At 41.3% G+C, this 26,704-nt stretch carries 30 protein-coding genes; 18 read left to right on the top strand and 12 right to left on the bottom strand.

Annotation, left to right across the window (positions count from 1 at the left end; translation table 11 throughout):
- The first annotated feature begins 3 nt into the window (after positions 1–3).
- Positions 4–1,032, top strand: a complete 1,029-nt coding sequence (gene trpS, locus EDC51_RS09005; RefSeq protein WP_015431609.1) for a tryptophan--tRNA ligase — start codon at positions 4–6, stop codon at positions 1,030–1,032.
- Positions 1,033–1,077: 45 nt separating this feature from the next.
- Here the strand turns inward: trpS and EDC51_RS09010 are convergent, their stop codons facing one another.
- Positions 1,078–1,374: a Bor family protein gene (locus tag EDC51_RS09010; RefSeq protein ID WP_015431610.1), complete on the bottom strand. Its 297-nt coding sequence runs from the start codon at positions 1,372–1,374 to the stop codon at positions 1,078–1,080.
- An 11-nt stretch (positions 1,375–1,385) separates the two neighbouring features.
- A complete protein-coding gene (locus tag EDC51_RS09015; RefSeq protein ID WP_131928754.1) occupies positions 1,386–1,676 on the bottom strand; it encodes a Bor family protein in 291 nt (96 codons plus the stop codon).
- A 145-nt stretch (positions 1,677–1,821) separates the two neighbouring features.
- Between EDC51_RS09015 and lpxH the strand changes: the two genes are divergently transcribed.
- The 9 genes from lpxH to EDC51_RS09060 all read left to right on the top strand — a co-directional run bounded on the left by lpxH (position 1,822) and on the right by EDC51_RS09060 (position 7,570).
- A complete protein-coding gene (gene lpxH, locus EDC51_RS09020) occupies positions 1,822–2,532 on the top strand; it encodes a UDP-2,3-diacylglucosamine diphosphatase (protein WP_131928779.1) in 711 nt (236 codons plus the stop codon).
- Complete coding sequence (locus EDC51_RS09025) at positions 2,529–3,320, top strand: glycosyltransferase family 2 protein (protein ID WP_025267459.1); 792 nt, start codon at positions 2,529–2,531, stop codon at positions 3,318–3,320. The genes lpxH and EDC51_RS09025 overlap by 4 nt, the downstream gene beginning before the upstream one ends.
- A 60-nt stretch (positions 3,321–3,380) precedes the next feature.
- Positions 3,381–3,749: a YbaN family protein gene (locus tag EDC51_RS09030; protein WP_015431614.1), complete on the top strand. Its 369-nt coding sequence runs from the start codon at positions 3,381–3,383 to the stop codon at positions 3,747–3,749.
- Between the two features lie 158 nt (positions 3,750–3,907).
- Positions 3,908–4,504 (top strand): molybdopterin adenylyltransferase, encoded by a 597-nt coding sequence (gene mog / locus EDC51_RS09035; RefSeq protein ID WP_015431615.1) that lies wholly within the window; start codon positions 3,908–3,910, stop codon positions 4,502–4,504.
- The gene (locus EDC51_RS09040) at positions 4,501–5,412 is read left to right on the top strand and encodes a DUF5672 family protein (RefSeq protein WP_131928755.1); all 912 of its coding nucleotides are present in this window, start codon (positions 4,501–4,503) and stop codon (positions 5,410–5,412) included. The genes mog and EDC51_RS09040 overlap by 4 nt, the downstream gene beginning before the upstream one ends.
- Complete coding sequence (locus EDC51_RS09045) at positions 5,399–5,737, top strand: P-II family nitrogen regulator (protein ID WP_131928756.1); 339 nt, start codon at positions 5,399–5,401, stop codon at positions 5,735–5,737. Before EDC51_RS09040 ends, EDC51_RS09045 begins: the two co-directional genes overlap by 14 nt.
- 99 nt (positions 5,738–5,836) lie before the next feature.
- Positions 5,837–6,328, top strand: coding sequence for a signal peptidase II (gene lspA, locus EDC51_RS09050; protein WP_131928757.1), 492 nt, complete (start codon positions 5,837–5,839; stop codon positions 6,326–6,328).
- Positions 6,329–6,380: 52 nt separating this feature from the next.
- A complete protein-coding gene (gene ispH, locus EDC51_RS09055) occupies positions 6,381–7,325 on the top strand; it encodes a 4-hydroxy-3-methylbut-2-enyl diphosphate reductase (RefSeq protein ID WP_015431619.1) in 945 nt (314 codons plus the stop codon).
- Complete coding sequence (locus tag EDC51_RS09060) at positions 7,322–7,570, top strand: FAD assembly factor SdhE (protein ID WP_131928758.1); 249 nt, start codon at positions 7,322–7,324, stop codon at positions 7,568–7,570. The genes ispH and EDC51_RS09060 overlap by 4 nt, the downstream gene beginning before the upstream one ends.
- Positions 7,571–7,606: 36 nt before the next feature.
- On the opposite strand, the gene EDC51_RS09065 is transcribed toward EDC51_RS09060, so the two are convergent.
- Entirely contained in the window at positions 7,607–8,026 is a 420-nt protein-coding gene (locus tag EDC51_RS09065; RefSeq protein ID WP_131928759.1) for a hotdog fold thioesterase, read from the bottom strand.
- A gap of 250 nt (positions 8,027–8,276) precedes the next feature.
- Between EDC51_RS09065 and EDC51_RS09070 the strand changes: the two genes are divergently transcribed.
- Positions 8,277–9,638 (top strand): diaminobutyrate--2-oxoglutarate transaminase, encoded by a 1,362-nt coding sequence (locus EDC51_RS09070; protein WP_015431623.1) that lies wholly within the window; start codon positions 8,277–8,279, stop codon positions 9,636–9,638.
- A gap of 53 nt (positions 9,639–9,691) precedes the next feature.
- Here EDC51_RS09070 and EDC51_RS09075 read toward each other — a convergent pair whose 3' ends face one another.
- Positions 9,692–10,087 carry an ACP-like domain-containing protein gene (locus tag EDC51_RS09075; protein WP_025288793.1) on the bottom strand — a complete coding sequence of 132 codons (396 nt, stop codon included), beginning with the start codon at positions 10,085–10,087 and terminating at the stop codon, positions 9,692–9,694.
- A 214-nt stretch (positions 10,088–10,301) separates the two neighbouring features.
- Between EDC51_RS09075 and EDC51_RS09080 the strand changes: the two genes are divergently transcribed.
- Both EDC51_RS09080 and EDC51_RS09085 read left to right on the top strand, forming a co-directional pair.
- Positions 10,302–11,834 carry a pyridoxal phosphate-dependent decarboxylase family protein gene (locus tag EDC51_RS09080; protein ID WP_131928760.1) on the top strand — a complete coding sequence of 511 codons (1,533 nt, stop codon included), beginning with the start codon at positions 10,302–10,304 and terminating at the stop codon, positions 11,832–11,834.
- A gap of 112 nt (positions 11,835–11,946) precedes the next feature.
- On the top strand, positions 11,947–12,639 hold the full coding sequence (locus tag EDC51_RS09085; protein ID WP_025288795.1) for a CPBP family intramembrane glutamic endopeptidase: 693 nt from the start codon (positions 11,947–11,949) through the stop codon (positions 12,637–12,639).
- A 20-nt stretch (positions 12,640–12,659) separates the two neighbouring features.
- On the opposite strand, the gene plsY is transcribed toward EDC51_RS09085, so the two are convergent.
- Positions 12,660–13,283 (bottom strand): glycerol-3-phosphate 1-O-acyltransferase PlsY, encoded by a 624-nt coding sequence (gene plsY, locus EDC51_RS09090; RefSeq protein ID WP_064318447.1) that lies wholly within the window; start codon positions 13,281–13,283, stop codon positions 12,660–12,662.
- Positions 13,284–13,347: 64 nt separating this feature from the next.
- Here plsY and folB point away from each other — a divergent pair, with 64 nt between their 5' ends.
- From folB to arcA, 3 genes are all read left to right on the top strand, one after another.
- On the top strand, positions 13,348–13,698 hold the full coding sequence (gene folB / locus EDC51_RS09095; protein ID WP_015431629.1) for a dihydroneopterin aldolase: 351 nt from the start codon (positions 13,348–13,350) through the stop codon (positions 13,696–13,698).
- A 55-nt stretch (positions 13,699–13,753) separates the two neighbouring features.
- On the top strand, positions 13,754–14,641 hold the full coding sequence (gene cdd / locus EDC51_RS09100) for a cytidine deaminase (protein WP_131928761.1): 888 nt from the start codon (positions 13,754–13,756) through the stop codon (positions 14,639–14,641).
- Positions 14,642–14,770: 129 nt separating this feature from the next.
- Positions 14,771–15,487: a two-component system response regulator ArcA gene (gene arcA / locus EDC51_RS09105; protein ID WP_131928762.1), complete on the top strand. Its 717-nt coding sequence runs from the start codon at positions 14,771–14,773 to the stop codon at positions 15,485–15,487.
- Positions 15,488–15,597: 110 nt separating this feature from the next.
- Here the strand turns inward: arcA and dnaJ are convergent, their stop codons facing one another.
- From dnaJ to EDC51_RS09130, 5 genes are all read right to left on the bottom strand, one after another.
- Positions 15,598–16,731, bottom strand: a complete 1,134-nt coding sequence (dnaJ, locus tag EDC51_RS09110; protein ID WP_015431632.1) for a molecular chaperone DnaJ — start codon at positions 16,729–16,731, stop codon at positions 15,598–15,600.
- Positions 16,732–16,776: 45 nt separating this feature from the next.
- Positions 16,777–17,349 (bottom strand): hypothetical protein, encoded by a 573-nt coding sequence (locus tag EDC51_RS09115; RefSeq protein WP_131928763.1) that lies wholly within the window; start codon positions 17,347–17,349, stop codon positions 16,777–16,779.
- A complete protein-coding gene (locus EDC51_RS11075) occupies positions 17,346–18,158 on the bottom strand; it encodes a 2Fe-2S iron-sulfur cluster-binding protein (RefSeq protein ID WP_131928764.1) in 813 nt (270 codons plus the stop codon). The genes EDC51_RS09115 and EDC51_RS11075 overlap by 4 nt, the downstream gene beginning before the upstream one ends.
- A 71-nt stretch (positions 18,159–18,229) precedes the next feature.
- Positions 18,230–20,128, bottom strand: coding sequence for a molecular chaperone DnaK (gene dnaK / locus EDC51_RS09125; RefSeq protein ID WP_015431635.1), 1,899 nt, complete (start codon positions 20,126–20,128; stop codon positions 18,230–18,232).
- A gap of 124 nt (positions 20,129–20,252) precedes the next feature.
- Positions 20,253–21,779 carry a YifB family Mg chelatase-like AAA ATPase gene (locus EDC51_RS09130; protein ID WP_131928765.1) on the bottom strand — a complete coding sequence of 509 codons (1,527 nt, stop codon included), beginning with the start codon at positions 21,777–21,779 and terminating at the stop codon, positions 20,253–20,255.
- A gap of 160 nt (positions 21,780–21,939) precedes the next feature.
- Here EDC51_RS09130 and EDC51_RS09135 point away from each other — a divergent pair, with 160 nt between their 5' ends.
- Positions 21,940–23,103: an FAD-dependent oxidoreductase gene (locus tag EDC51_RS09135; protein WP_131928766.1), complete on the top strand. Its 1,164-nt coding sequence runs from the start codon at positions 21,940–21,942 to the stop codon at positions 23,101–23,103.
- 115 nt (positions 23,104–23,218) lie between these two features.
- On the opposite strand, the gene hutZ is transcribed toward EDC51_RS09135, so the two are convergent.
- Both hutZ and hutX read right to left on the bottom strand, forming a co-directional pair.
- The gene (hutZ, locus tag EDC51_RS09140) at positions 23,219–23,749 is read right to left on the bottom strand and encodes a heme utilization protein HutZ (RefSeq protein WP_131928767.1); all 531 of its coding nucleotides are present in this window, start codon (positions 23,747–23,749) and stop codon (positions 23,219–23,221) included.
- Positions 23,750–23,763: 14 nt separating this feature from the next.
- The gene (hutX, locus tag EDC51_RS09145) at positions 23,764–24,258 is read right to left on the bottom strand and encodes a heme utilization cystosolic carrier protein HutX (RefSeq protein ID WP_025288805.1); all 495 of its coding nucleotides are present in this window, start codon (positions 24,256–24,258) and stop codon (positions 23,764–23,766) included.
- Between the two features lie 166 nt (positions 24,259–24,424).
- On the opposite strand from hutX, the gene EDC51_RS09150 reads away from it, so the two are divergent.
- Positions 24,425–26,689 (top strand): TonB-dependent hemoglobin/transferrin/lactoferrin family receptor, encoded by a 2,265-nt coding sequence (locus EDC51_RS09150; RefSeq protein ID WP_131928768.1) that lies wholly within the window; start codon positions 24,425–24,427, stop codon positions 26,687–26,689.
- The last annotated feature ends 15 nt before the right edge of the window (positions 26,690–26,704 follow it).

Below are 26,704 nucleotides of genomic sequence, written 5' to 3' on the forward strand. Positions count from 1 at the left end.
AAAATGACTAAACCTATCGTATTTAGTGGCGTGCAGCCTTCTGGTGAACTCAGTCTTGGTAACTATTTGGGCGCATTGCGCAACTGGGTAACCATGCAAGATGAATTTGATTGCTTATTCTGTATTGTGGATCAACACGCTATCACCGTTCGTCAAGATCCTGAAAGCTTACGCAAAGCGACACTTGATACCCTTGCGATCTATCTTGCGTGCGGTATTGATCCTGAAAAGAGCACTATTTTTATTCAATCTCATGTGCCGGAGCACGCCCAACTCTCTTGGGTGCTAAATTGCTACACCTATTTCGGTGAAATGGGGCGTATGACTCAGTTTAAAGATAAATCCGCACGCCACGAAGACAACGTAAACGTGGGACTCTTTACTTACCCTGTGTTAATGGCAGCAGATATTTTGCTTTATCAAGCAAACCAAGTGCCGGTGGGAGACGACCAAAAACAGCATCTTGAAATTACGCGTGATATTGCAAACCGCTTCAATGCGTTATATGGCAAAAAAGATGCCGAAGGCAATGTAGTTGAACCAATTTTCCAAGTGCCGGAAGTGTTTATCGCGAAAACAGGGGCAAGAATTATGTCGCTATTAGAGCCGACTAAAAAAATGTCTAAATCAGATGAAAATCGCAATAATGTGATCGGTCTTTTAGAAGATCCAAAATCGGTTGCTAAAAAAATTAAACGAGCAATGACAGACGGCGATGAACCACCTGTAGTGCGTTATGATGTGCAAAATAAAGCGGGCGTATCTAACTTGTTGGATATTTTAGCGAGCGTCACAGGCAAAACGATTCCAGCCTTAGAAGCGGAATTTGAAGGCAAAATGTACGGACATTTAAAAACGGCTGTTGCCGAAGAGGTATCTAAGTTGCTGACCGATTTGCAAGCACGCTACAACCACTTCCGCAATGATGAAGCGTTATTAGAAAAAATCTATCGAGAAGGGGCGGAAAAAGCGAGAGCCAAAGCCGAAGAAACGCTACAAAAAGTTTATCAAGCGGTCGGATTTGTAAGATAATTTGCAAAAAAATCGGATACTGAAGTATCCGATTTTTTTTATCCATTATTGTTGGCAGTAAACTCTTGAAACTCGAGGGGTATAAATACCTAATGTCACTAATCCAACGAGAATATTACCACCGGTTAATTGGCTTTCTACTTTGCTGATTTTATCTTCGCCGCCACAGATTTCAACGGCATTGACTGTTCTTTCTTGTCCGATACCACTAATAAAGAAAGATTGATTTTCTTCATAGCTTAATTTTGCTGGTGCCTTATCGTTTAGATAAACGGTTTGATTTGAACAAGCAGAGATCAATAACGCAGATCCTACTACCAAAGTCGTTAGCATTTTTTTCATTATTTATCTCCTTATTTGCAGTAAACACGCATGTCGCGTGGTGAGTAAATACCGTAAGAAACCGAATGCAATAATCCGTTAAGGAAGGTTTGTTGGGTTTGCACTTTGGCAACTTTGTCTGCCGAACCGCAGATTTCTGCACCGTTTACTTCTTTTGATTGTCCTAGCCCACTAACAAAGAAATGTTGCATCTTATCATAAGTAGGTTGAGAGGCAGCATTCTGCTCCGAAACAATAAAAGTATGAGTAGAACACGCAGACAATAACAAAGCCGTGGCTACTGTTATCACGAGTTTTTTCATAAAGGCTCCTATTACTGAGAGTGAAAAAAAGTATCATTAATGTAACTGATTTGCAGATAGATAACAAATATTTATAAATAAAGTGTGATTTATGGCAAAATTTTTATCTATAATTTGCTGCAATCGTTTTATTGATTTAGAGATTATGTCCACTTACTTTATCGCCGATCTCCACCTTTCAGAGCATGAACCCCACATCACTGAGCTTTTTTTGCAATTTATGGCAGAAAAAGCACCGCTTGCTGAGGCAGTATATATCCTTGGTGATTTGTTCGATTTCTGGATTGGTGATGACGAACAGTCCGAACTTATTACGCAAGTTAAGCAAGCTATTCATCGTGTTACTGCACAGGGTGTACCATGTTATTTTATCTGTGGCAATCGTGATTTTCTATTGGGCAAGCGTTTTGCAAAAGAGAGTGGCATGCAGTTATTACCTGATTACCATCTGGTTGAGCTGTATGGTCGAAAAACTCTGCTGTGCCATGGTGATACGCTATGTATTGATGATGTGAAATATCAGCAGTTTCGGCGTAAAGTGCATCAAAAATGGCGTCAGCGGCTTTTCCTTTGTTTGCCGTTGAAATGGCGAATTGCGATAGCAGAAAAAATTCGTGCAAAAAGTAAAGCGGATAAACAATCAAAATCGGCTCAAATGATGGATGTGAATCCTGTATTTACCGCAAAAACTGTAGGGGAGTTTGGTGCTGTATGGCTGATTCATGGGCATACACACCGACAAGCAGTCCATGCTGAGCCATATTTTACTCGCATTGTGCTTGGGGACTGGGGAGCAACAGCATCTATTCTTGAAGTGAATGAGCAAGGTTTTCAGTTTAATGAGATACGCGAATGATTGATGTGATTATTCCTGCCTACAATGCAGAAAAAACGTTACAACGCGCGGTACAAAGTGTGCTTAATCAACCCGAACTCAGCACGCTTTGGATTGTTGATGATGCCTCAAATGACAATACGCTGGCTTTTGCTGAAAGCTTTGCTCGCCAGGTACCACACAAAATCCGCGTTGAACGAATGGGGCAAAATAGCGGCGTAGCAAAAGCACGGAATTGGGGAGCATTGCAATCAAACGCAAAGTATATTGCCTTTTTAGATGCCGATGACGCTTATGAAAATGGCGCACTACAGGTTGCGAAAGGTATTTTTGATTTTCGGCCTGATACCGGCGTGGTGCGTTTGGCCTTGAAGCCAATGAATCTTGCTACGCGTTATACTGAACATCCTCATTTTGCACGGGCATGGCAGAGTATGCAGATGACTTGTGGTGGGAATGTTGTTTTCCAACGTGCGTTTTTTCTTGCTTGCGGTGGTTTTCCCCAAGATCAATTATTTCGCCAGTTTGGTGGTGAAGATGGTGCACTGGGTATTGCGACAACGCAAAGTGCGGCGGTGGTGACTGCCTTTGATGAAGTTGGGGTGCTGCATTATTGCCGAGAAGGTATGCATGCCGAATACTTATTGGATGCATTATTATTTAACCGTGCTCGTGTCGGTATTGGAGAAACCGAACTTGCTTATGCGAATAACGTGAGTTTGCAAATCCAGCAACGTCTTGCGGAAGTAAATCGGATTTTAAATAGTGCGCAGCGTGGAATTTGCCCTGTCAAGCTATCGTGGGAATAGGTTGCAAAAATGGTCAAATTGGGTATTATTTGAATTTGCGATTTATTATCACTTCAAATTATGAAACCAATCTATATTATTTTAGGCTTTATCGCCGTGGCTCTCGGGCTTATCGGCATTCCAACCCCAGGATTACCTACCACGCCGTTTCTCCTCTTGGCGATGTATTTTTTTGGTAAAGGCTCACCACGCGTACAGCATTGGTTTATGGGCACCAAATTGTATAAAAAATATTTGAAAGAGTATGATGAAAAACGCGCTATGACTATGAAACAGAAGCTCTCCATTTTGCTCGTTTCAGCACCATTTTCGATCTTTGCCTTTTTTGTATTGCCTAATATATGGGGCAAAATTGTGCTCGCGCTCGTCATTGCCTATCAGTATTACTACTTTTTCTTTAAGATTAAAACTTTGGAAAAGCTCGCTTAACAGGGTAGAATGTGTGTCATTGAATGCTTGAGTAATCCCCTCTTATTAGCTGCTGAGCATGTAAATTAATTTGCGGCAGATTCTCATAAAGAGGGGGGAATAACCTAACAATTTTTTGATTTATCCATAGGATAATTTTTGCAAAAAAGTGAGCTAAAATGACCGCTTGTCTTTCCAAAACTACGCTTAAAATCGGTTTAGTCTCAGTGTCTGACCGTGCTTCACAAGGTGTATATACCGATCTTGGCATACCTGAATTACAACAATGGCTAGAGAGGGCATTAACTGTACCTTTTGAGCTTGAAACCCGCCTTATTCCTGATGAACAACCGCTTATTGAACAAACGCTAATTGATTTAGTTGATAATCATGCATGCCATTTAGTGCTGACAACGGGTGGCACAGGGCCAGCTAAACGCGATGTTACCCCTGATGCGACTCTTGCTGTTGCACATCGAGAAATGCCTGGCTTTGGCGAACAAATGCGCCAAGTCAGCCTACATTTTGTTCCCACTGCAATTCTCTCACGCCAAGTAGGTGCTATTCGCCATGCAAGCTTGATTTTAAATTTACCGGGGCAGCCGAAAGCGATAAAAGAAACGCTTGAAGGGGTAAAAGATGAAAAAGGCAATACGCTCGTTCGGGGTATTTTTGCCGCAGTTCCTTACTGTTTGCAGCTTTTGAGTGAGATTTATATTGAAACTAACCCCGCTATTTGTGAGAGCTTTCGTCCTAAATCGGCGAGAAGAGCATGAGTGGTAAAACCATCACAATTGTCAGTGTTACAGGGCATCAAGACTACGCACAAGGCTCTGTTTACACGATTACTCGTTCTTACTTTGAATTACAGAAAAAGTTATCCAACGAGAGATTGCGCTGTTTGTTAATTAGCCCCAAAAAACCAAACGTATGTCCAGATTTTATAGAATGGCTCGAATGTAAACCGTTTAGCTATCTAGAATATAACTATTTTATTATTTATGTGCTGCATCAATTCATACAGACTGATTTTGTACTCATTGTGCAAAATGATGGCTTTGTGCTAAATGGCAAAAATTGGCAAGATGCATTTCTAGATTATGACTATATTGGCGCGCCCCTTAACACGTTATTCTGCTATCAAGACGAGCACCTTATTCAAGCTGGGCAAGAGTTTTGGGAGAGGCACTTTAATAATATTCCTCCAGCGCATTTTGAAGTGCAAAATGGAGGATTTTCTCTGCGCAGCAAGAGATTATTAACATTGCCTTCTGAATTGCAATTACAATGGTTGGTTGATTCCGCGAAATTATCGTGCAATTTGCCGTTAGAGCTTTCACCCAGAACGGCTATGCATAATGAAGATATCTATTTTTGTGCGGTATACCGTAAGTTGTTTGAAGAATTAGGGATTAAATTTGCCCCTTCTGCGTTAGCAATGGCATTTGCTATAGAATCCACGCTATATCATGCCAAACATCAATTTGAGATAGATACGATTTTTGGCACGCATACTATGGGGCATTTTGTTTTAAATGATCTGAATAACGTTTATATGCAGAAAGCGATAGAAATGGTAGATGATAATATTCTTTCTAATCGTTTAGCACAGGTGATACTTCTAAATGGAATATCAATTACTACACCTAATACACTAATGGGTAATCATCATGAAAAAAATTGAAGCAATCATTAAACCATTCAAACTAGATGATGTGCGTGAAGCCTTAACCGATGTGGGTATTCAAGGAATGACCGTAACCGAAGTTAAAGGTTTTGGTCGCCAAAAAGGGCATACAGAGCTTTATCGTGGAGCAGAATATGCCATTGATTTTTTGCCGAAAGTGAAATTAGAAATTATTGTTACCGATGAGCAAGTGGAAGAGTGCATTGCAGCAATTATCGATATTGCACAAACAGGTAAAATTGGTGACGGTAAGATTTTTGTTTATGATGTGGAGCGAGCTATTCGCATTCGCACAGGCGAAGAGAATGAAGAGGCGATTTAATTTGCAGAATTTTCTGTAAATTCAACCGCTTGTGAGGGCGTATTACATACGCTTATTGTGATCTTGATTTGAGCAATATGCTCCAACATAGGTAACCCGATGAAACCAAAAACAGGACTTAAATTTTTATGGCTCAGTTTAGCTGTGCTGGTTACGGATTTATTCAGCAAATACATTGTAGTACAACGCTTTGAACTTTATGAAAGCATCAATATTATGCCGATGTTTAATTTAACCTACGCGCGCAACTATGGGGCAGCCTTTAGTTTTTTGGCCGATCACAGTGGTTGGCAAAAATACTTTTTCTTAGGATTGGCAGTGATCATTTCTGTTGCATTGATTGTGCTGCTATTTAAAAATAAAGCAGAGTTGAAACTACAAAATAGTGCTTATGCTTTAATTATTGGTGGTGCGATTGGCAATGCGATTGACCGTGCCTATCACGGCTATGTAGTCGATTTCTTCGATTTTTATTGGGATATTTACCATTACCCAGTGTTTAACGTTGCTGATATTGGCATTGTAATTGGTGCTGGATTGCTGATATTAGAAAGTTTGTTGGATAGTCGTAAAAAGAAGAATAACAAATAATATATGAAGCGGGCGTATTGAGTACACCCACATTAGAAGGATTAACAACCAAATGAAAATAATTTTAGCCAACCCTCGTGGTTTTTGTGCGGGGGTGGATCGAGCAATTTCCATCGTAGAACTTGCCTTGGAAATTCACGGTGCGCCGATTTACGTACGCCATGAAGTAGTGCATAACCGTTTTGTGGTGGACGGTTTAAAAGCCAAGGGGGCGATTTTTGTTGAAGAGTTGGACGAAGTACCAGATGGTGCAATTGTGATTTTCTCGGCGCATGGCGTTTCTCAAGCCGTTCGCCAAGAAGCAAAACGTCGTGAATTGAAGGTATTTGATGCAACCTGCCCTCTTGTGACCAAAGTACATATGCAAGTTGCTCGGGCGAGCAAAAAGGGTACCAAAGCCATTCTAATTGGACACGAAGGGCACCCCGAAGTCGTTGGCACAATGGGGCAATATGATAATCCTGAAGGCGGTATTTTCTTAGTGGAAGATGTCGAGGACATTGCCAAACTCGGCTTAAAAGATGATGATAATCTCACTTTTATGACGCAAACAACACTCTCTATTGATGATACTAGCGATGTCATTGAAGCTTTGAAACAGAAATATCCTGCCATTCAAGGTCCGCGCAAAAATGATATTTGCTATGCAACGACCAATCGCCAACAAGCAGTTAGGGAGCTGGCAAAGCAATCACAGTTAGTGTTGGTGGTAGGAAGCAAAAATTCATCAAATTCTAACCGCTTGGCGGAGCTTGCTTCTCGAATGGGGGTATTATCTAAGCTGATTGATGGGCCTGAAGATATTGAGCCTGCTTGGTTAGAGGGTGTAGGCACTATTGGCATTACCGCAGGTGCATCTGCCCCTGAAGTGCTGGTGCAATCGGTGGTTTCTCGCTTAAAAGCACTCGGTGTAACCGAAGTGGCTGATTTAGAAGGCATTGAGGAAAACACGGTGTTTGAAGTGCCGAGAGAATTACGCATTACGGAGGTACAATAATGGAACTTAATCGTTTTAGAATTGAATGGGATTGCCGTCGAGGAATGCGAGAGCTAGATAAGCTCATTATGCCGTTTTACCAAAAACATTTTGATGAGCTAGACGAAAGCCAACAGCAGACATTTGTCGTGTTGCTAGGCTATACCGACCCAGAGTTGTATCGTTGGTTTATGAACCAGCTTCCTGCGCCAACAGCTGAGCTGCAAGCGATGGTGAGGCTGATTCAGCAGAAATTGGAATACTAACGGCAAGCGGTCTGATCTTGCAGAAAAAATGCAAAATTAGCCCGCTTGTTTTTTGTTGAATAATCGAATACTTACGCGTGCAATAGCACACAAATTCCCTCGCTCATCGCGTTGTTTCACCTGCCATACTTGGCTTTCTCTCCCTAAATGTAATGGCGTTGCTGTTGCAATTGCCGTACCGCTTTTTATCGCTTTTAAATGGCTGATATTCAGCTCTGTTCCAACAGGAACTTGTTCATCTGCACAATGTAACATAGCAGCGGCTGATGCGACTGTTTCGGCTAATAGAGCAGAAACGCCTCCATGCAATAAACCAAATGGCTGCACAGTGCGATGATCTACAGGAACAATAGCCGTGAGGCTATTTTCGCTAATTTCAGTAAATTCAATTGCCAAATGAGATACGGCTGAGTGTTGGCAAAGCTGGTTAAGTTGTGTAAGTGTCAGTGTTTTCATCTATTTTTACAAAAATTACTTTCATTTTTAGCAAAAAATTGTACTATACACCGCCCCATTTAGGGAATGTTTCCAACCTGTCATTTTTCCTTATTGGCAGGGTAAAAACAAAAGCTGAAACGCTTTTTTTTAATAAGTAGCGAGTCAAAATGCCCCAAGGCACCGAGTTTTTTAGAATTCGAGAGCTTAGGCTTCCTCCGCAAGGCACCCGACTTATTTTTTTTAACCTCTTATAGAAGGTCAATTCAGAATGACAACCACTCCTGTAACGGCTGTTAAAGCCAGCAATGAATACTATCTTTCCCGTCAAAACGAAATGGAATCTAACGTACGTAGCTACCCTCGTAAATTGCCATTAGCGATTGCGAAAGCGCAAGGCTGTTGGGTCACAGACGTGGAAGGTAACGAATACTTAGACTGTCTTGCTGGTGCAGGCACATTGGCACTTGGGCACAATCACCCAGCCGTTATTCAAGCAATCCAAGATGTATTAGCAAGCGGTTTACCATTACACACCCTTGATTTAACTACCCCATTAAAAGATGCATTCACCGAAGAATTGCTCTCTTTCTTCCCGAAAGGTGAATACCGTTTACAATTCTGTGGCCCATCTGGTGCAGACGGCACAGAAGCAGCGATTAAACTAGCGAAAACTTATACTGGTCGTGGTAATGTGATCGCTTTCTCTGGTGGTTATCACGGTATGACGCACGGATCGCTTGCAATGACGGGTAACCTCAATGCGAAAAATGCGGTACAAAACTTAATGGCTGGCGTGCAATTTATGCCATATCCACATGAGTATCGTTGCCCACTCGGCATTGGTGGTGAAGCAGGTGTAGAAGCCTTAACTTACTATTTTGAAAACTTCATTGAAGATGTAGAAAGCGGTGTGGTAAAACCAGCGGCAGTGATTTTGGAAGCCATTCAAGGCGAAGGCGGTGTGGTTAGTGCACCAATTAAATGGTTACAAAAAATCCGTGAAGTTACTCGTAAACACGGTATTGTGTTGATTTTAGACGAAGTACAAGCAGGATTCTGCCGCTCAGGTAAAATGTTTGCCTTTGAACACGCAGGGATTGATCCTGATGTTGTAGTCATGTCAAAAGCAGTAGGTGGTAGCTTGCCACTTGCGGTACTTGCAATCAAAAAAGAGTTTGATGCGTGGCTACCAGCAGGACACACAGGCACATTCCGTGGCAACCAAATGGCAATGGCAACTGGCTATGCATCATTGAAAGTGATGCGTGAGCAAAACCTTGCTCAAAATGCACAAGAACGTGGCGATTTCTTACAAGCAGAATTGAAAAAATTAGCAGAGAAATTCCCTTGTATCGGTAATGTGCGTGGTAAAGGCTTAATGATCGGCATTGAAATTGTGGACGAACGCCAAGCACAAGATCGTGTTGGTGCATTCCCTGCAGATGGTGTGCTTGCGGCTGAAATCCAAAAAGCGTGCTTTAATAACAAATTAATGTTAGAGCGTGGTGGTCGTGGCGGTAACGTGGTACGTATTCTTTGCCCACTTATCATCACCCAAGCAGAGTGTGAAGAGATGATCAAACGCTTTGCTAAATCAGTTGAAGATGCGCTGAAAGCAGTGCGTGCTTAATAAATGAAAGAAAGCGCCGTCCAGCTGGACGGCGTTTTTATGTATTGTTGTGGTTAGCGTTTTTTCGCTTTACAAAGCTTGTATAAAATTTCGTTGCTAGGGCTTTGAATGTTGATATTTGCACGACGATGGTTGCTAAATGTCATTGGATCGCCATATAAGCTGAAATTATTTTCATCACCAAATGTTGTGCCGGATTCATCTGTTTCATGCAAATTAATTGGCATAAAACGTGTTTTGCCATTTAATTTTGCTTCAGCATAGGTTGGGCGGTTTTGTTTGTTAAAACCGTATTTTACCGTGAGTTTTTTATTATCTTGGCAGACATATTTTACTTTGGTGGTTTTAACTGTGCTGGCATGAGCTTGACGAGCATCGCTGTGCGGTGCTGCTTGTGCTAACCCAGCTGCTAACATGGCAAGCGCTGCAAATGTCATAATTTTTTGCATAAATACCTCGTTTAAAATAGTAGAAATTTTTATCTGTTTTTATAAAACAGCGACTATAAGGCACGATTTTAGCAGAAAAGTTCCTGTAATAGAAAATTATCCCTAATTTTAATGTGTCTTTGAGGTTATACGTTTTAAAGACCTAGTTGCTTGATTTGAATGATTAACAAGCCCTACAATACTTATGTTTTTATGCTCATAAAAAGGAATCATCATGTCAAATATGTCTCAACATAGACAAGCGTTATTCTGCAACGATCAAAACTCTATTGCAGATTATCAGAAAGCCATGGCAACAGCGGTACAAGCGGTGTCAGATTGGTTACAAAATGAAAAAATGTACACAGGCGGCTCAATTAAGCAACTGCGTTCTGAAATTGCATTTAACCCCAGCAAAGAGGGTTTTGGTGTCGCAAAATCGCTTGATCGTTTAATTGAATTATTCTTAAACAAAAGTTTAAAAGTGCATCACCCACACTCACTTGCTCACTTACACTGCCCGACAATGGTGACTAGCCAAATCGCAGAAGTATTGATTAACGCCACTAACCAATCAATGGACTCTTGGGATCAAAGCCCAGCAGGTTCGTTGATGGAAGTACAACTCATTGAATGGTTACGTGAAAAAGTCGGTTATGGCAAAGGCGATAGTGGCGTGTTTACCTCAGGGGGGACGCAATCTAATTTGATGGGCGTATTGCTTGCTCGTGATGCTTGTATCGCAAAAAATTGGAAAAACGCAGACGGATCAGCGTGGTCGGTACAAAAAGATGGTATCCCACCAGAAGCGATGCATAAAGTGAAAGTGCTTTGCTCTGAAAATGCCCACTTTTCTGTACAGAAAAATATGGCAATGATGGGAATGGGCTTCCAATCTGTCGTCACCGTACCTTGCAATGACAATGCACAAATGGACGTGGAAGCACTTGCAAAAATTTGTGAAGAATTGACCGCTTCGGGCAAAATTATCGCTTGTGTGGTAGCCACTGCTGGTACAACCGATGCTGGAGCGATTGATCCGATTGCCGATATTCGCAAAGTAGCAGATCAATATGGTGCATGGTTACACATTGATGCAGCGTGGGGTGGTGCATTATTGCTTTCTAATGAATACCGTTCTATGCTTAATGGTATTGAGCAAGCTGATTCCATTACCCTTGATTTCCACAAACATTTCTTCCAAAGCATTTCGTGCGGGGCATTCTTGCTGAAAAATGCTGAAGAATATCGCTACATTGACTACAAAGCGGACTATCTCAATTCAGAATATGATGAAGAGCACGGCGTACCAAACCTTGTCTCAAAATCATTACAAACCACTCGCCGTTTTGATGCCTTAAAATTGTGGTTTACGGTTGAAGCCTTAGGCGAAACCTTATACGGTTCAATGATCGATCACGGGGTGAAATTGACCCGTGAAGTGGCAGATTACATCAAAGCAACTGACGGTTTAGAATTGTTAGTTGAACCACAATTTGCGTCCGTATTGTTCCGTGTCGTACCAAACGGCTACCCCGCAGAATTTGTGGACACATTAAACCAAAATGTGGCGGATGAACTCTTTGCACGTGGCGAAGCGAACATTGGCGTAACCAAAGTCGGTGAACACCAATCGCTGAAAATGACCACATTAAGCCCAATTGCGACACTCGAAAATGTGAAAGCGTTACTTGCTCAAGTGCTGGCTGAAGCAGATCGCATTAAAAATGCCATCGTAGATGGTAGTTATACACCAGCGATTGATTAGTTTATTAGCAAAAAATAACAATAAAGTAACCGCTTGTCAGAGGCTGTTGAACGCCAATAGTCTCTGGTTTTAAGCGGTTGTTTTTTAATAAAATTTTACAAAAGGAGAACACATGAAACATAGCACACGCTACGAGCTGACCCCTTGGGACGTATTCGTACTCACTCTAATTCTATTTGGTTTAGCCATCTATACCTCAACGCAGCAATATTTGCTACTTAATCAAGAAGTCGTGACAGTTGATGAAAATTTAACGTTCTCGAATGTGCAAAATTACTACGCTTTTATTAGCCAATTCTTACAACTCTTGCTTGCAGCAGCATACCTCAAATGGCGACGTTTTGATTTTAGCCGTTGGCGGATTCAACCTTCATGGCAGGCAATTTTTCATGGTATCGGGCTTTTTATTTTACTTTCGCTGGCAATGGATCTCTATTATGTTCTGATCTACGGGTTCGCTGAGCCTGTTTATCCAGTGCCGTTTACCCAAGTATTGGGAGAGGTTCGCTTTTCTACGGTGTTATATGCGTTATTAAATGGCTTTTATGAGGAGATTTTCTTTCTTGGTATTTGCCTTGCAGTTAAGCCACAATATTTGAAATGGGCAGTGCTTTATTCATTAATTATTCGAGTGAGTTTCCACACTTATCAAGGGATGGAAACCGCCTTGGGTTTAGGTATTTGGCTTGGACTGGTGATTTATCTACTTTATGCACGCAGTAAAGATAAAAACTTATTACCGTTTTGGGTGGCTCATGCTATTGCTGATGTTTTTGGGCTAAGTATTGCCAGCTATTTCACATAAAGCATATTGATAAGCATGAATTACTCATGCTTATCTGCTGGTTTAGCTTTAATTAGTGCATAGCGCCAAATTTGATCTTCTTGCCCACGCCATAAGCGTTGGAGATTTTCATGATGGCGGAAGATCAATAGGCAGCAAACTAAAGCAATTGGGAAAGTAAACTCAGGCTTAAACCACCAAACAATTAAAGGGAGAAGTAGAGAGGTGATTGCGGCACTTAGCGATGAATAGCCTGAGATAAAAAAGCAGAGTAACCAGACGCAGAGTGTGAGACCTGAAATTTCACAGCCAAATGGAATGATCGCACCGAATGCGGTTGCCACTCCTTTCCCGCCTTTGAATTTAAAAAAGAGTGGAAAGATATGTCCTAAGCAGGCGCTGAGTGCAATAAAGCCAATGGAAGTGGGGGAAAGTTCCAGATAAAAGGCGATTGAAACAGGCAACATGCCTTTTAGTATGTCGGCTAATAGCACGCCGAGTGCAGCCAATCGCCCACCAATCCTTAGCACATTTGTTGCACCAGGGTTGTGAGACCCTTCTTCTCTTGGGTCGGGAAGACCTGCTAAGCGGCAGAAAATCACGGCACTAGAAATAGAACCGAGCAAATAAGCGAATAAGATCAAGAAATTGGCGATAATGCTCATTTTTCCCCCTTTATTTTGAGATTGTTATGTTATTCTACTCCAACTTTTGCAAGGAGAATATCCGATGACTGATAAAGTTTTTATTCATGAACTGACAGCCTTTGCCTCTATCGGGGCGTATGAGTGGGAACACACCATCAAACAGCGCCTTGTTTTTAATATTGAAATGGAATGGGATTTTTCAAAAGCCGTTGCTGAGGATAATGTTGAATTTTGTTTGAATTATGCCGAAGTTTCGCAAAAAATTCTCGATTTTGTTGAAAATACGCCATTTAAATTAGTTGAAACCGTAGCACATCGTGTGGCAGATCTACTACAACGTGAATTTGCGATTCAAAGATTACGGATTGAGTTACATAAACCAAAAGCTGTGGCACAGGCCGAAAGTGTAGGCGTGATTGTGGTACGCGATTAGGAATTTCTCCCGACAAGCGGTCATTTTCTAACTAAATTTTACCAAGGAGCAAACTATGCCAACTTTAACCGATATTAAACAACGTTTAGCACAGAGTAGTAATCAAGATAATCCGATTGTTGCTCGTATTGTAGCACTGTTAGCAGAGCAAAATTGGCAAGGTAGGTTATCAGCAGAGCAGGTTGAGCAGCTTTGCCAAACGTTCAGATTAACGCCAGTACAGCTTGCTTTGCACTGTATTGAACTTGCTGCTTGTTATGCTTTAACACCTGTTTCAAAATTTAATGTCGGTGCTGTGGCGATTGGTCAGTCGGGGGCTTTCTATTTTGGTGCAAATCAGGAGTTTGCTGGTGTAGCAATGCAACAGACCGTGCATGCAGAGCAGAGTGCCGTTTCACATGCGTGGATTGCTGGCGAAGCAGGAATTACCGATGTTGTAGTTAATTACACGCCTTGTGGTCATTGTCGCCAATTTATGAATGAACTTAATAGCGCTAATGAGTTAAAAATTCATTTACCGCATAGTCAAAATAATTTGTTACATAGCTATTTGCCAGATGATTTTGGCCCGAAAGATCTGAATATTGATAAGTTACTTTTTGATGAGCAGGATCAAGGTATAGCAGTTCAAGGTGATGCTTTACAATGTGCCGCAATCCGTGCAATGAATGGCTCTTATGCCCCTTATAGTCAGGCATACAGTGGTCTTGCATTCCAGGCCGGAGGCGAGATTTTTTATGGTAAATATGCGGAAAATGCCGCTTTTAATCCGAGTTTCTTACCTCTGCAAAGTGCACTGAACTATTATCGTTTTAGTGGGGTCGAACATCCAATTGAGCGTATTGTCTTGTGCGAAAAACAGGCAATTTTAAGCCATTATCAGATGACATCAATGTTAGCGAAAGCATTATTTGAGCTAGAAGTTGAATATCTCGCTGTATAGATATGTTTCGCTTTCGTGACAAAAATTGATTAAAACCAACTTATTTTTAAATAAAGTATTTCTGATGTTAAAAATGGCAGGTAAAATATTCCTATTCGTAATAACGTAAAGGATTGATAAGGTCAGAGAATGCAGATCCCAAAAATTTTAATTGTTGAAGATGAAGCAGTTACCCGCAATACATTAAAAAGTGTATTTGAAGCTGAGGGTTATCAAGTGTTTGAAGCCCAAGACGGAGTTGAAATGCACTCAGTACTCAGTGAACAGGAAATTCACTTGGTTATCATGGATATTAATCTACCTGGCAAAAATGGATTGATGCTGGCAAGAGAGCTACGAGAGAAAGATGATATTGCGTTAATGTTCTTAACGGGACGCGACAATGAAGTTGATAAAATTTTGGGGCTAGAGATTGGCGCTGATGACTATATCACTAAGCCTTTCAATCCTCGTGAGCTGACAATTCGGGCAAGAAATTTATTGCAACGTACTATGTCTGAAAGCGAGAAATTACCTAAAGAGACACAGAATGTTGAGGTATTCCGTTTTAACGGTTGGGCGTTAGATATTAATAGCCGCAGTTTGATTAATCCTGAAGGCGAGGTTATTAAGCTGCCACGTAGCGAATTTAGGGCGCTGCTACACTTCTGTGAAAATCCAGGTAAAATCCAGACACGAGAAGAGCTGCTGAAAAAAATGACTGGACGTGAGCTTAAACCACACGATCGTACAGTGGATGTTACTATTCGCCGTATTCGGAAACATTTTGAAGATCACACGCCAAATTCGGAAATTATTGTCACCATCCATGGTGAAGGTTACCGTTTCTGTGGTGAATTAGAGTAAGCTTGCTTTGAAAAGCTATTCTAGCTACATGCAGAAGATCATGAATTGACGGAAGCGAAGAACAAGAGCAAAAAATAGGGCTGATTCACATTTGTGTTCAGCCCTATTGGTTATTTACCTAAATTATCAAAAAAGTTCTTCACGCCTTGAAAAAAGCCTTCGTGTTTCGGGCGGTGTTGCCCTTTACCTTCTAAGCTCTCTTCTAATTTGCGTAACAACTCTTTTTGCTCTTCATTTAGCGATACTGGGGTTTCAATAATCACTTTGCAAATTAAATCGCCTGCATAACCGCTTCTTGGTGTGGTCACGCCCTTACCACGCACTCGGAAGAGTTTACCGGTTTGGGTTTCAGCAGGGATTTTAAGTTTAACTCGTCCGTCTAAGGTCGGCACTTCAATTTCGCCGCCTAATGCTGCCATTGTAAAGCTGATCGGCACTTCGCAATAAAGATTTGAACCATCACGCTCAAAAATGTCGTGATCACGCACGTGAATGATCACATACAAATCGCCTGCGGGTGCGCCATTTTCGCCTGCTTCACCTTCGCCAGATAAACGTAGTTGGTTGCCGGTATCCACGCCCGCAGGAATCGTTACTGATAAGTTTTTCACTTTATCTACACGTCCGCCACCGTGACAAGATTGACACGGTTTTTCAATTTTCTTACCGCTACCATGACAGTGTGGGCACACTTGTTCAGTCATAAAGAAGCCTTGCTGACGGCGGATTCTGCCTGCACCGTGACAGGTCGGGCAGGTTTCTACTTTGCTGCCTTTTTCTGCACCGCTACCGTGACAAGAATCACAAGGTACAAGGGTGCGAATGCGAATATCTTTTTTCACGCCTTTGACGGCTTCTTCAAGGGTAATTTCTAAGTCGTAACGCAAATCATCACCACGCACGACACGTTGGCGACCTCGTCCACCGCCAAAACCGCCGCCGAACATTTCACTGAAAATGTCTTCAAAGCCACCAAAACCGCCACCGAAGCCACCGCCTCCACCAAAGCCGCCACCTTGCTCAAAAGCGGCATGACCATATTGGTCATACATCGCTTTTTTCTCTTTATCGTTTAAGACTTCGTAAGCTTCTTGAATTTCTTTGAATTTCTCTTCTTTTTCTTTATCCCCTTTGGTGCGGTCAGGGTGATATTTCATTGCCAATTTTTTATAGGCACGTTTAATCTCTTTTTCATCAGCGTTTTTGCTGACACCAAGTAGTTCGTAATAGTCTTGTTTTGCCATAAGGTTTCCGTTTTGTGAATTTTTGCGGTAAATTGACCGCTTATCTTATTGAATAAAATTTAAAATGAAATTTTCTCGATTTTCATCTATTTCATTCACTAATTTTTTTATTTGATCAAATTTATTTGGTTCGACTGATTCATAAGCTAACCAATAAAAAGGTGAGGTTTCATAATTTGCCTGTGCTTTAATGAGGGGTAAGGCTTTTTCATAACAAATAGAATCTTTTTTACCTAGATATTCTTTTAAAAAGCAACTCATAATAAAGGCATGAGCATTCTTATTATATTGATACAATTCTTCATAAAGAAATAATAATTCACTGTAATGATTTGGATATTCTGATGCTGCGAATAAAGAAATTCGTCTGTTTAAATACCAATCTTGCCATAGGTTAGGAATAAAGCGATTTTTGTTTTTTTCAATTTTCGATTTCAATAAAATATCCGCTATTGCATAACCTTTTATCTGATCTTCAATATCACCACCTTTTTCAAAAGTATTTAATACAATTTCATCAATTTCCTTGAAATCATTTTTATAATCTAAGTAATCATTCCCAATGAAAAATCCTAGAATGCTCAGAATAATAAATAAGAAAAATAATGTTTTTTTCATTTTAATCTCACTTTTCTATCTAAATATCTAGGAATGTTAGGAGCATTACCATCTCCTGTGTTGTATATACCAAATAAATTTGTCCTAACTGTGACTAATTTTCCAGAATAAGAACGTTTTAAATCTACTACTGCTGTCCCTGCATGGGATAATTCCGGTGATAAATATGGGTGGCTATGACCATCTAGCCTAGATGAAGCAATAACTTTCCCTTTATGTATTACATCAACTGTTGTTGCTCCCCAATATGTATTTTTTCTTATTTGTGGATCAGAAATCCCTACATTTATAGAGACAAATAATTTATTACCATATTTTGTAATAGTACTATTTACTCTCGTAAATCTATTATGAATACTAGCTCCTTCATAAATACCACCATTAAAAACATTGGTATCAAAATGGTCGATAACTTTTCCATATGATGCAGCCTGTTGAATTTCTCTATTAATGCTTTCACGTTGTCTGCGTTTTTCTTCCTCTCTTTTTTGCTCTTCAATAGTTTGGCGCATTCCTGAGCTGCTTAATAATTCAACTTCCATATGTGTCTGTAAGGTTAAGTGAGATGTTGGATAAGCAAAACAAGTAAGAACCCATCCTTCCTCAATGTCAGCATCATCTAGGAAAGAATTATCAGATTGATCGACTGAACCGATAATGAGCTTTGCTGCACAGGAAGTACAGGCTCCAGCTCTACAGGAATAAGGAAGATCTACATTTTGTCGCTCAGCAGCATCGACAATATATTCATCATGACTGCATTGAATATATTTTATTCCATCAGGGGTTAATAGACGAATGTTATACATATCACTTTTTATCCTATGTTTATGAATAAAAGGGGCGTATGACATACGCCCCTACATTCAATGCTGAAAGATTATTTATTGTCTTTCACTTCTTCAAACTCAGCATCTACCACACCGTCATCTTTTTGATTTGGTTGTGCTTGCCCTGCTTGTTGTGCTTGTGCTTGACCTGCTTGAAGCAATGGTTCAGAGGCTTTTACTAAGGCTTCAATTTTCGCTTCAATATCCGCTTTATCTTCGCCTTTTGCAGCTTTTTCTAAATCTGCGACCGCTTGTTCAATCTTCGCTTTGTCGTCTGCATTTAACGCTTCACCTGCTTCGGTGATTTGTTTGCGAGTACCGTGAACTAATGCGTCTGCTTGGTTGCGAGTTTGCACTAACTCTTCAAATTTACGGTCTGCATCGGCATTGGCTTCGGCATCACGCACCATTTGTTCGATTTCAGCTTCGCTTAAACCTGAAGAAGCTTGGATACGGATTTGAGCATCTTTACCTGTGGTTTTATCTTTCGCTGATACGTTGATGATACCGTTTGCGTCAATATCAAAGGTGACTTCAATTTGTGGTACGCCACGTGGTGCAGGTTGAATGCCTTCAAGGTTGAATTGACCAAGCGATTTATTGTCTTGTGCACGTTTACGCTCACCTTGTAACACGTGAATGGTTACCGCAGATTGGTTGTCTTCCGCTGTTGAGAACACTTGCGATTTTTTGGTTGGAATCGTGGTGTTTTTCTCAATTAAGGTGGTCATCACGCCGCCCATTGTTTCAATACCCAATGAAAGTGGGGTAACGTCTAACAATAATACGTCTGTCACAGAGCCGCTTAATACACCGCCTTGAACTGCCGCACCGATTGCCACTGCTTCATCTGGGTTTACGTCTTTGCGTGGCTCTTTGCCGAAGAATTCTGCCACTTTTTGTTGCACTAATGGCATACGGGTTTGACCACCCACTAAAATCACATCGTTGATTTCAGAAACAGATAAACCTGCATCGTTTAATGCCACTTTCACAGGCTCTAATGAACGAGCCACTAAATCTTCCACCAATGCTTCTAATTTCGCACGAGTTACGGTGATCACTAAGTGTTTCGGCCCTGTCGCATCCGCTGTGATGTATGGTAAGTTCACTTCGGTTGATTGTGCTGATGAAAGCTCAATTTTCGCTTTTTCTGCCGCTTCTTTCACACGTTGCATCGCCATTGAGTCATTGCGTAAATCCACGCCTTGCTCTTTTTGGAACTCTTCCACGAGGTAGTTGATTAAGCGGTTGTCAAAGTCTTCACCACCTAAGTGAGTATCACCGTTGGTTGCACGCACTTCAAAGGTTTGTTCGCCATCTAAGTTATCAATTTCAATGATAGATAAGTCAAATGTACCACCCCCTAAGTCGTAAACGGCGATGATTTGGTTCTCTTTTTTAGAGTCTAAACCGTACGCTAACGCAGCCGCTGTTGGTTCGTTGATGATACGTTTAACTTCTAAACCTGCGATACGACCTGCATCTTTGGTTGCTTGACGTTGTGCATCGTTAAAGTATGCTGGCACAGTGATAACTGCTTCGGTAACTGGTTCGCCCAAGAAATCTTCTGCGGTTTTCTTCATTTTTTTCAACACTTCCGCAGAGATTTGTGGTGGTGCCATTTTCTCATCTTTTACGTTTACCCACGCATCGCCATTGTCTGCTTTCACGATTTCAAATGGCATAATTTCAATATCACGTTGCACTTCGCTATCGGTAAAACGGCGACCGATTAAACGTTTGATTGCAAATAAGGTATTTTTCGGGTTAGTAATCGCTTGGCGTTTTGCTGGTGTACCGACTAAGGTTTCGTTTGCCGTGTAAGCGATGATAGAAGGGGTTGTACGTGCACCTTCTGCATTCTCAATTACACGTGGTTTATCGCCGTCCATCACAGCAACGCAAGAGTTAGTTGTACCTAAGTCAATACCGATAATTTTTCCCATTTTGGATTCCTCTATTTAGAAACTTTGTAAAAATGTGGGGAAACCGACCGCTTCCCCTCAGACGGGGCATAAAATAGGAACGAAAAAGAGGCTTTCAAGGGGAAGAAGAAAATTTTTTTTAATTTTATCCTTGTAAACGTTGTAATAATCTATCCATTGCTCGATAGCCTAAGGCTTCGGCAAGGTGAATTTGCTGAATATTGGGCTCATTAGCCAAATCGGCAATGGTTCGAGCGACTTTTAGAATGCGATGATAGGCGCGCACAGACAAACCGAGTTTCGTGAGTGCATTTTCAAGAAATATGGCATCTTGAGCATGGAGTTTGCAATCTCGTTCAATTTCTCGGCTACTTAGCTGAGCATTAATCTTGCCTGCACGTTGCATTTGTAAATTTCTAGCAGAAATGACCCGCTTGCGAACTTGCTCTGTGGTTTCGCCACGTTGTTGCTCTCGCTGCTGTAAAGCACCTTGAGGTAAAAGAGGGACTTCAATTGAGAGATCAAATCGATCGATAAATGGCCCCGAGAGCCGATTTAAATAACGTATGACTTGTTGAGGAGAGGTGCGGTTATGTGTACCTTGATAATGTCCTGTGGGGCTAGGGTTCATTGCTGCAATTAACTGAAATTTTGCAGGAAATCGTACTTTAGCGTTCGCACGAGAAATAATAATTTCGCCACTTTCTAATGGCTGGCGCAACGCATCAAGTACTTTACGTTCAAATTCGGGTAGCTCATCAAGAAATAGTACACCATTTTGAGCAAGGCTGATTTCCCCTGGTTTAGGGATCGAACCACCTCCGACTAATGCGACCATGGATGCACTATGATGGGGTGAACGGAATGGGCGTTGTTTCCAATTTTGGAAGCTTAACTCATTTTGCACCAAGCTTGTAATACTTGCGGTTTCTATCGCTTCTTCATCGCTCATTTCGGGGAGTAAATCTGGTAAACGGCTGGCGAGCATCGTTTTGCCTGTACCGGGTGGGCCAAGAAAAAGCAGATTATGTTGCCCGGCAGCGGCAATGGTTAAGGCGCGTTTGGCGTGTTGTTGCCCGATAATATCCGTTAAATCTCGGCTTACAAGCGGTGGATTTTCCACATTTTTTTGCGAAATTTCTTGGGCGATAGGCAGTTGATCGCGCTTATTCAGGAAATTAACCACTTGCAAAAGCGAGGTGGCATAGTAGCTTTGAGCGTGAGAAACTAGGCTTGCTTCGTTGGCATTTTGGCGAGGTAAAATCAGCTCTCGCTTGGAATGATGGGCTGAAATGACAGCGGGAATTGAGCCGTGTACGCCTCGTAGATTGCCTGTCAGTGAGAGTTCGCCTAAAAACTCAAAGGCACGCAATTTATCCATATCAATCTGCCCGCTGGCGGCAAGAATACCAATCGCGATAGGTAAATCAAAACGGCCGCCCTCTTTAGGGAGATCAGCCGGTGCAAGATTAATGGTAATTCGGCGGGCGGGATAGTTGAAATTGGCATTCATCAACGCGCTTCGTACCCGATCTTGAGCCTCTTTTACGCTTTTTTCCGGTAAACCAACGAGCGTTAAACCTGGGCTACCATTACTGATATGTACTTCTATTGTGACTAGTGGAGCTTCTACACCAATTGAGGCTCGACTATAAATAATCGCAAGGGACATTTTGTTCTCCAGTTGTTTTTGTCGAGCTTAAAAAAACAATAGAAATTTACCAGTGAAGAAATGTAAATTCTGGAAGCAGATCACAAAAATAGTTTTGTGATTAACTAAATAGGATAAGAATAGATTAGAATAGAGCGTTTATTGATGGTTGGGGGAAATTATGCAAGAGGTCATTGTCATCGGTGGCGGTATGGTTGGGGCGGCAACGGCATTAGGCTTAGCCAAACTGGGGTTGAATGTTGCCTTAATTGAGAAAAATCCACTGCCGGCTTTTGAGCCAAATTGTCCTTATGATGTACGGATTTCAGCAATTAGTGCCGCTTCGGTTTCCTTATTAGAAAAATTGGGGGCTTGGCAGATCATTGAGCAAATGCGAGTTTGCCCTTACGATGGTTTGGAAACGTGGGAGGTAGAAGGCTTTGATACATGTTTTCACGCCAGTGAACTTGGTTTGGATAAGCTCGGGTTTATGGTGGAAAATAACCTGATCCAAATTGGGTTGTGGCAAGCTTTAAATGATTATGCTAACTGCACACAAGCGGTTGGTTTTTCACAGATTTCTGCAAAACGTGAAGATGAAATTTGGACAGTAACACTTGATAATGAACGCCAATTTTCTGCACCGATCTTACTGGCTTGCGATGGGGCAAATTCTCAGGTACGGCAATGGGGCGGTATTGGACTGACGAGTTGGCAATATCGCCAACATTGTTTGTTAGCTGTGGCCGAAACAGCATTAGCGCAACAGAGCATTACGTGGCAGCAATTTTTCCCAAGTGGTCCAAGAGCTTTTTTGCCATTGTGCGGTAATCATGGTTGTATTGTGTGGTACGACAGCCCTGAACGCATTGCCGAGCTGACTCAACTATCAAATGAAAAATTAAGTGCGGAAATTATGGCGGCTTTCCCTAGCCGTTTAGGTGAAGTGAGTGTGACGGCAAAAGGTAGTTTTCCTCTTACTCGCCAACATGCTCAACGCTACTATCAAAATGGTGTAATTTTAGTAGGCGATGCTGCCCATACGATTAACCCACTTGCAGGGCAGGGAGTCAATTTAGGTTTTAAAGATGTAAAAGCCTTGCTTGAGCAGGCGGAACAAGCGCTTGAAAAGGGCGAAAATTTTGCAAATGCGGATATTTGGAAAAAATACGAATGGAAGCGCAAACCGGATAATTTGCTTATGCAAACGGGTATGGATGTGTTTTATAAAACCTTTAAAACTGATTTAATGCCAGTGAAAGCCTTGCGGAATTTAGGGTTAGTTGTTGCTCAGCGTGCAGGGGTTTTAAAGAAAAAAGCGTTGCAATACGCATTAGGTTTATAGGGTTGGCTATTTAGCTTCTAACCCCCTCTCTGTAAGCAGATTTTATATTGTTTGCAGCAGAACTCTCGATAGTTTTTAGGAAAAGAGGCGAATGATGATTCGCCTCTTTTTGTCGTTACTCTTGTGGGGGGACTTGGTTTAAGTGTCCTTGATCTAAATGCACAAAGCTCACTAAATCATCCACACTCACATCAAAGGCTTTGCCAAAGCCTTTTACGAATAAACCGTGTTCTGGCTTAAAGCTAAAGACGTTGAAATCTAACATATTGGCAAGCTCTGAAACTAAATCGCCGTGGCGTGCTTTAAGCAGAGTAATACATTCTTCCCATTCATTTGAGTGACGCTCAACCATGCGTGCCGTGGAGTCGAATGTTAAACGGCGGCGCGCAAAAATTTCACGGCTTTTGCTTTCATCGTCAATTAGCATTAATGAAACCTTTGGTACTTCTTGTAAGTTGCGGGCGTGGCGGGCGATAGTGGAAATCAGTACGCGATATTCGCCGTTGTGAATAACAAAAGGGGCATAGCTCACATTTGGTGTGCCATTTTTGTCTAAGGTTGCAAGCACTAAGGTCTTTACTTGCTGTTTCATCTCTTGAATTTCTGGCCCTAAGCGATTTTGTAATACTTCTTGACGGTTAGTCATTGAGTTGTCTCCTGTTATTGAAATGCGTTGAAGTGTTGTACTTGGTGAGGGAATAATTGACGATTTTCATCCCGTCCCAAATAGACTTTAAACATAGTTTCACCTTCTTGAGTAATAAAGGCGATGTTATAGCTTTCAGTGCCTCTAAATGGCATGCTGACAAAGGCAATATGAGCGATATTATCCAGTTTTAAATGCCCGTGAAGAGCACCTTCGTCGTCCTTCATGTTCAAGTTGTAATAGCCTCGCCCAATAATACCGCTAGGAAATTGATCTTTAACCTCAAAAATAGAACCGGCTTTTTCGATAATTGTTGTGAATTTTCCCCAGCCACTAATAGCTCGTAAAATTTCTTCTGCTCGTGTACCAGGAAAGGTTTTTACAAATTGATCGGGTAAATTTAGCAGAATTTCGCCTTCTGGACGTGCGAGTTGTGCTGCCAGCTCTAACGTAATTAAGTTAGGATTGCTATTGAGAAGTTCAGTGATTTGTTGTTTAAGCGATAACATAAGTTGCACCATAATTATGATTATGGTTTGCATTATATTTTCAAAATGGATTTATGCAATAGCAAGCGGTTTGAATCTATAAATTTTACGCAAAGACAATTCATTCTCATTTACTTTGTTTTTTGGCTAGTTATAATTGTGAAGAATTTAATGATTGGGGATTAGGATGAAAAAAAATACAGCCTTAATGCTGCTTGCTATATTGGGGGTGCTTTCGCTGCCTAATGTGTTCGCTGAAGAACTGGTAGAGCTAGATGAAGTTCGTGTAGTAGCAAAAGAAGAAGCAAAGACGAATGGTGAGATTAAAAAGAGCCGGCGTGTAATTCAAGATGAATTAATTGCAGATACGAAAGATTTGGTTCGTTATACCACGGATGTTGGGATTGCGGACAGTGGACGCCATAATAAAGGCTTTGCGATGCGCGGCGTAGAGGGTAATCGTGTTGGTATCAATATTGATGGTGTGTCTTTACCTGATTCCGAAGAGAATAGCTTATACGCACGTTATGGTAATTTTAATAGCTCCCGTGTACAAATTGATCCTGAATTAGTCACTGGCATTGATATTATGCGTGGTGCAGATTCTTTTGCTCAAGGCAGCGGTGCTTTAGGTGGTGGGGTGAGCTATCGTACGGTTGTTGCAGATGATATTGTGCAGATAGGTAACCGTTTTGGAGGGTTATTCCGTAGTGGATACGCCACTAAAAATAATGAATGGACCAACACTATTGGCGCAGCTTATAAAGATGAGAAATGGGAAGCGGTTGGGCTCTATTCTTACCGCCGAGGGCATGAATTAAAAAGCTTAGGTAATGGTGCAGACATTAGTGGCGCAGCGCGTGGTGTGCCTGATCCTTCTCATCACCGTAATCATAACTATTTGGCGAAATTGTCTTATTTTATTAACGACAACCATCGCATTAGCCTAAATTACACAGGGCAAAACCATGAAAATCTCACAGACGAACGTTCTTATACTTTTGTCGGATGGCGTAGAACCTTGGATACAACAGAACGGGATAATTTAAATGTTGCTTATGAATATTTCCCATCCAATGGTTTGCTTGGCTATTTAAAATTAGATTATGACTGGCAAAAAATTACAGTGGGAGCCATTAATCTTAAAGGCTTGTATCGTACTGATGGCGTAGAAGACCTTGATGATATTTTTGATCGCCGCATGAAAAATGATTTCCACCGTATTAACCTTCGCCTAGATAGCTCTCCATTAGAAAGCCGTTGGGGTACGCATAATCTTTCGTTACGTACTGCCTATTCCCAACGCGAATTTAAAAATATTAACAAAGATATTTACTTATTTGGCGAACTTGATCAGGCACTCTATATTTCTGCTGTGCAAAAACCGGTTAGAACTCAAAATATTTATCTGCTTTTACAAGATAAAATTATGTGGAATGAGCAGTTAAGCAGTGATGTGGGTGTGCGTTATGATTTTACTAAACTTACTCCAAGAGCATCGAATGTTTACTGTCAATTTTGTGATCAAGTGTCATCAGCGAGCACCACGTTCCAAAATTTGAGTGGAAGTTTTGGGCTGGATTATCAAATTAATCCAACTTGGAAGGCTGGATACCACATTTCCAGTGGTTACCGTATTCCGACCGCAACTGAAATGTACTTTACCTTCTTAAATGCGGCAGGTAACTGGCTGGCTAACCCTAATTTGAAAGCTGAACGTAGCCTAAACCAATCAGTTGCATTGGTGGCTGAGAATGAGCAAGGCAATTTTGCTTTGCAACTTTATCGCACGAACTATAAAGATTTCTTATATGAACGTGAAACCGCAGGGTGGCGTTTGCATACTAACTGTGATTTTCGTTGCTCCTCACCTTATTATCGAACGCTCTTCCAGCAGGCTGTGAATATTGATCGAGCCAAAATTAGTGGTTTAGAAGTTCGTGGTATGCTTAATTTACATCACTGGGTGGCAGCTATTCCACAAGGTGTGAGCGTAATGGGCGCGTTAGGCTATTCTAAAGGCAAACTCTACGGTACGAGTGAAAGCTTGCTATCTATTCAGCCGGTTAAAGTGATTTTAGGGGCAGGTTATGATGATCCTAATGATCGCTGGGGGTTACAAGCGCGTTGGACTTATTTAGGGCAGAAGAAAGGTAAGGATGCACAAATCCTAACGTATTATTATGACCAAAGTGGAGGGACGAGTACTTACCCATTCTTAAATCGATCCGCGGTGTTATTTGATATGTATGGTTTTGCAAAAATTGGTAAGCACACAACATTACGTGCGGGTGTTTACAATTTATTTAATCGTAAATATCACACATGGGATAGCTTGCGTGGTATTAATCTGCAAAGTACAACCAATACAGTTGATCGGGAAGGCAAAGGGCTAGAACGTTTTTATGCGCCAGGACGTAATTATGCTTTTTCTGTAGAAATTAAGTTTTAATTGCCTGTTTCAAAT

Origin of the sequence: Bibersteinia trehalosi, assembly GCF_004346205.1 — a bacterium.
Classification (GTDB): domain Bacteria; phylum Pseudomonadota; class Gammaproteobacteria; order Enterobacterales; family Pasteurellaceae; genus Bibersteinia; species Bibersteinia trehalosi.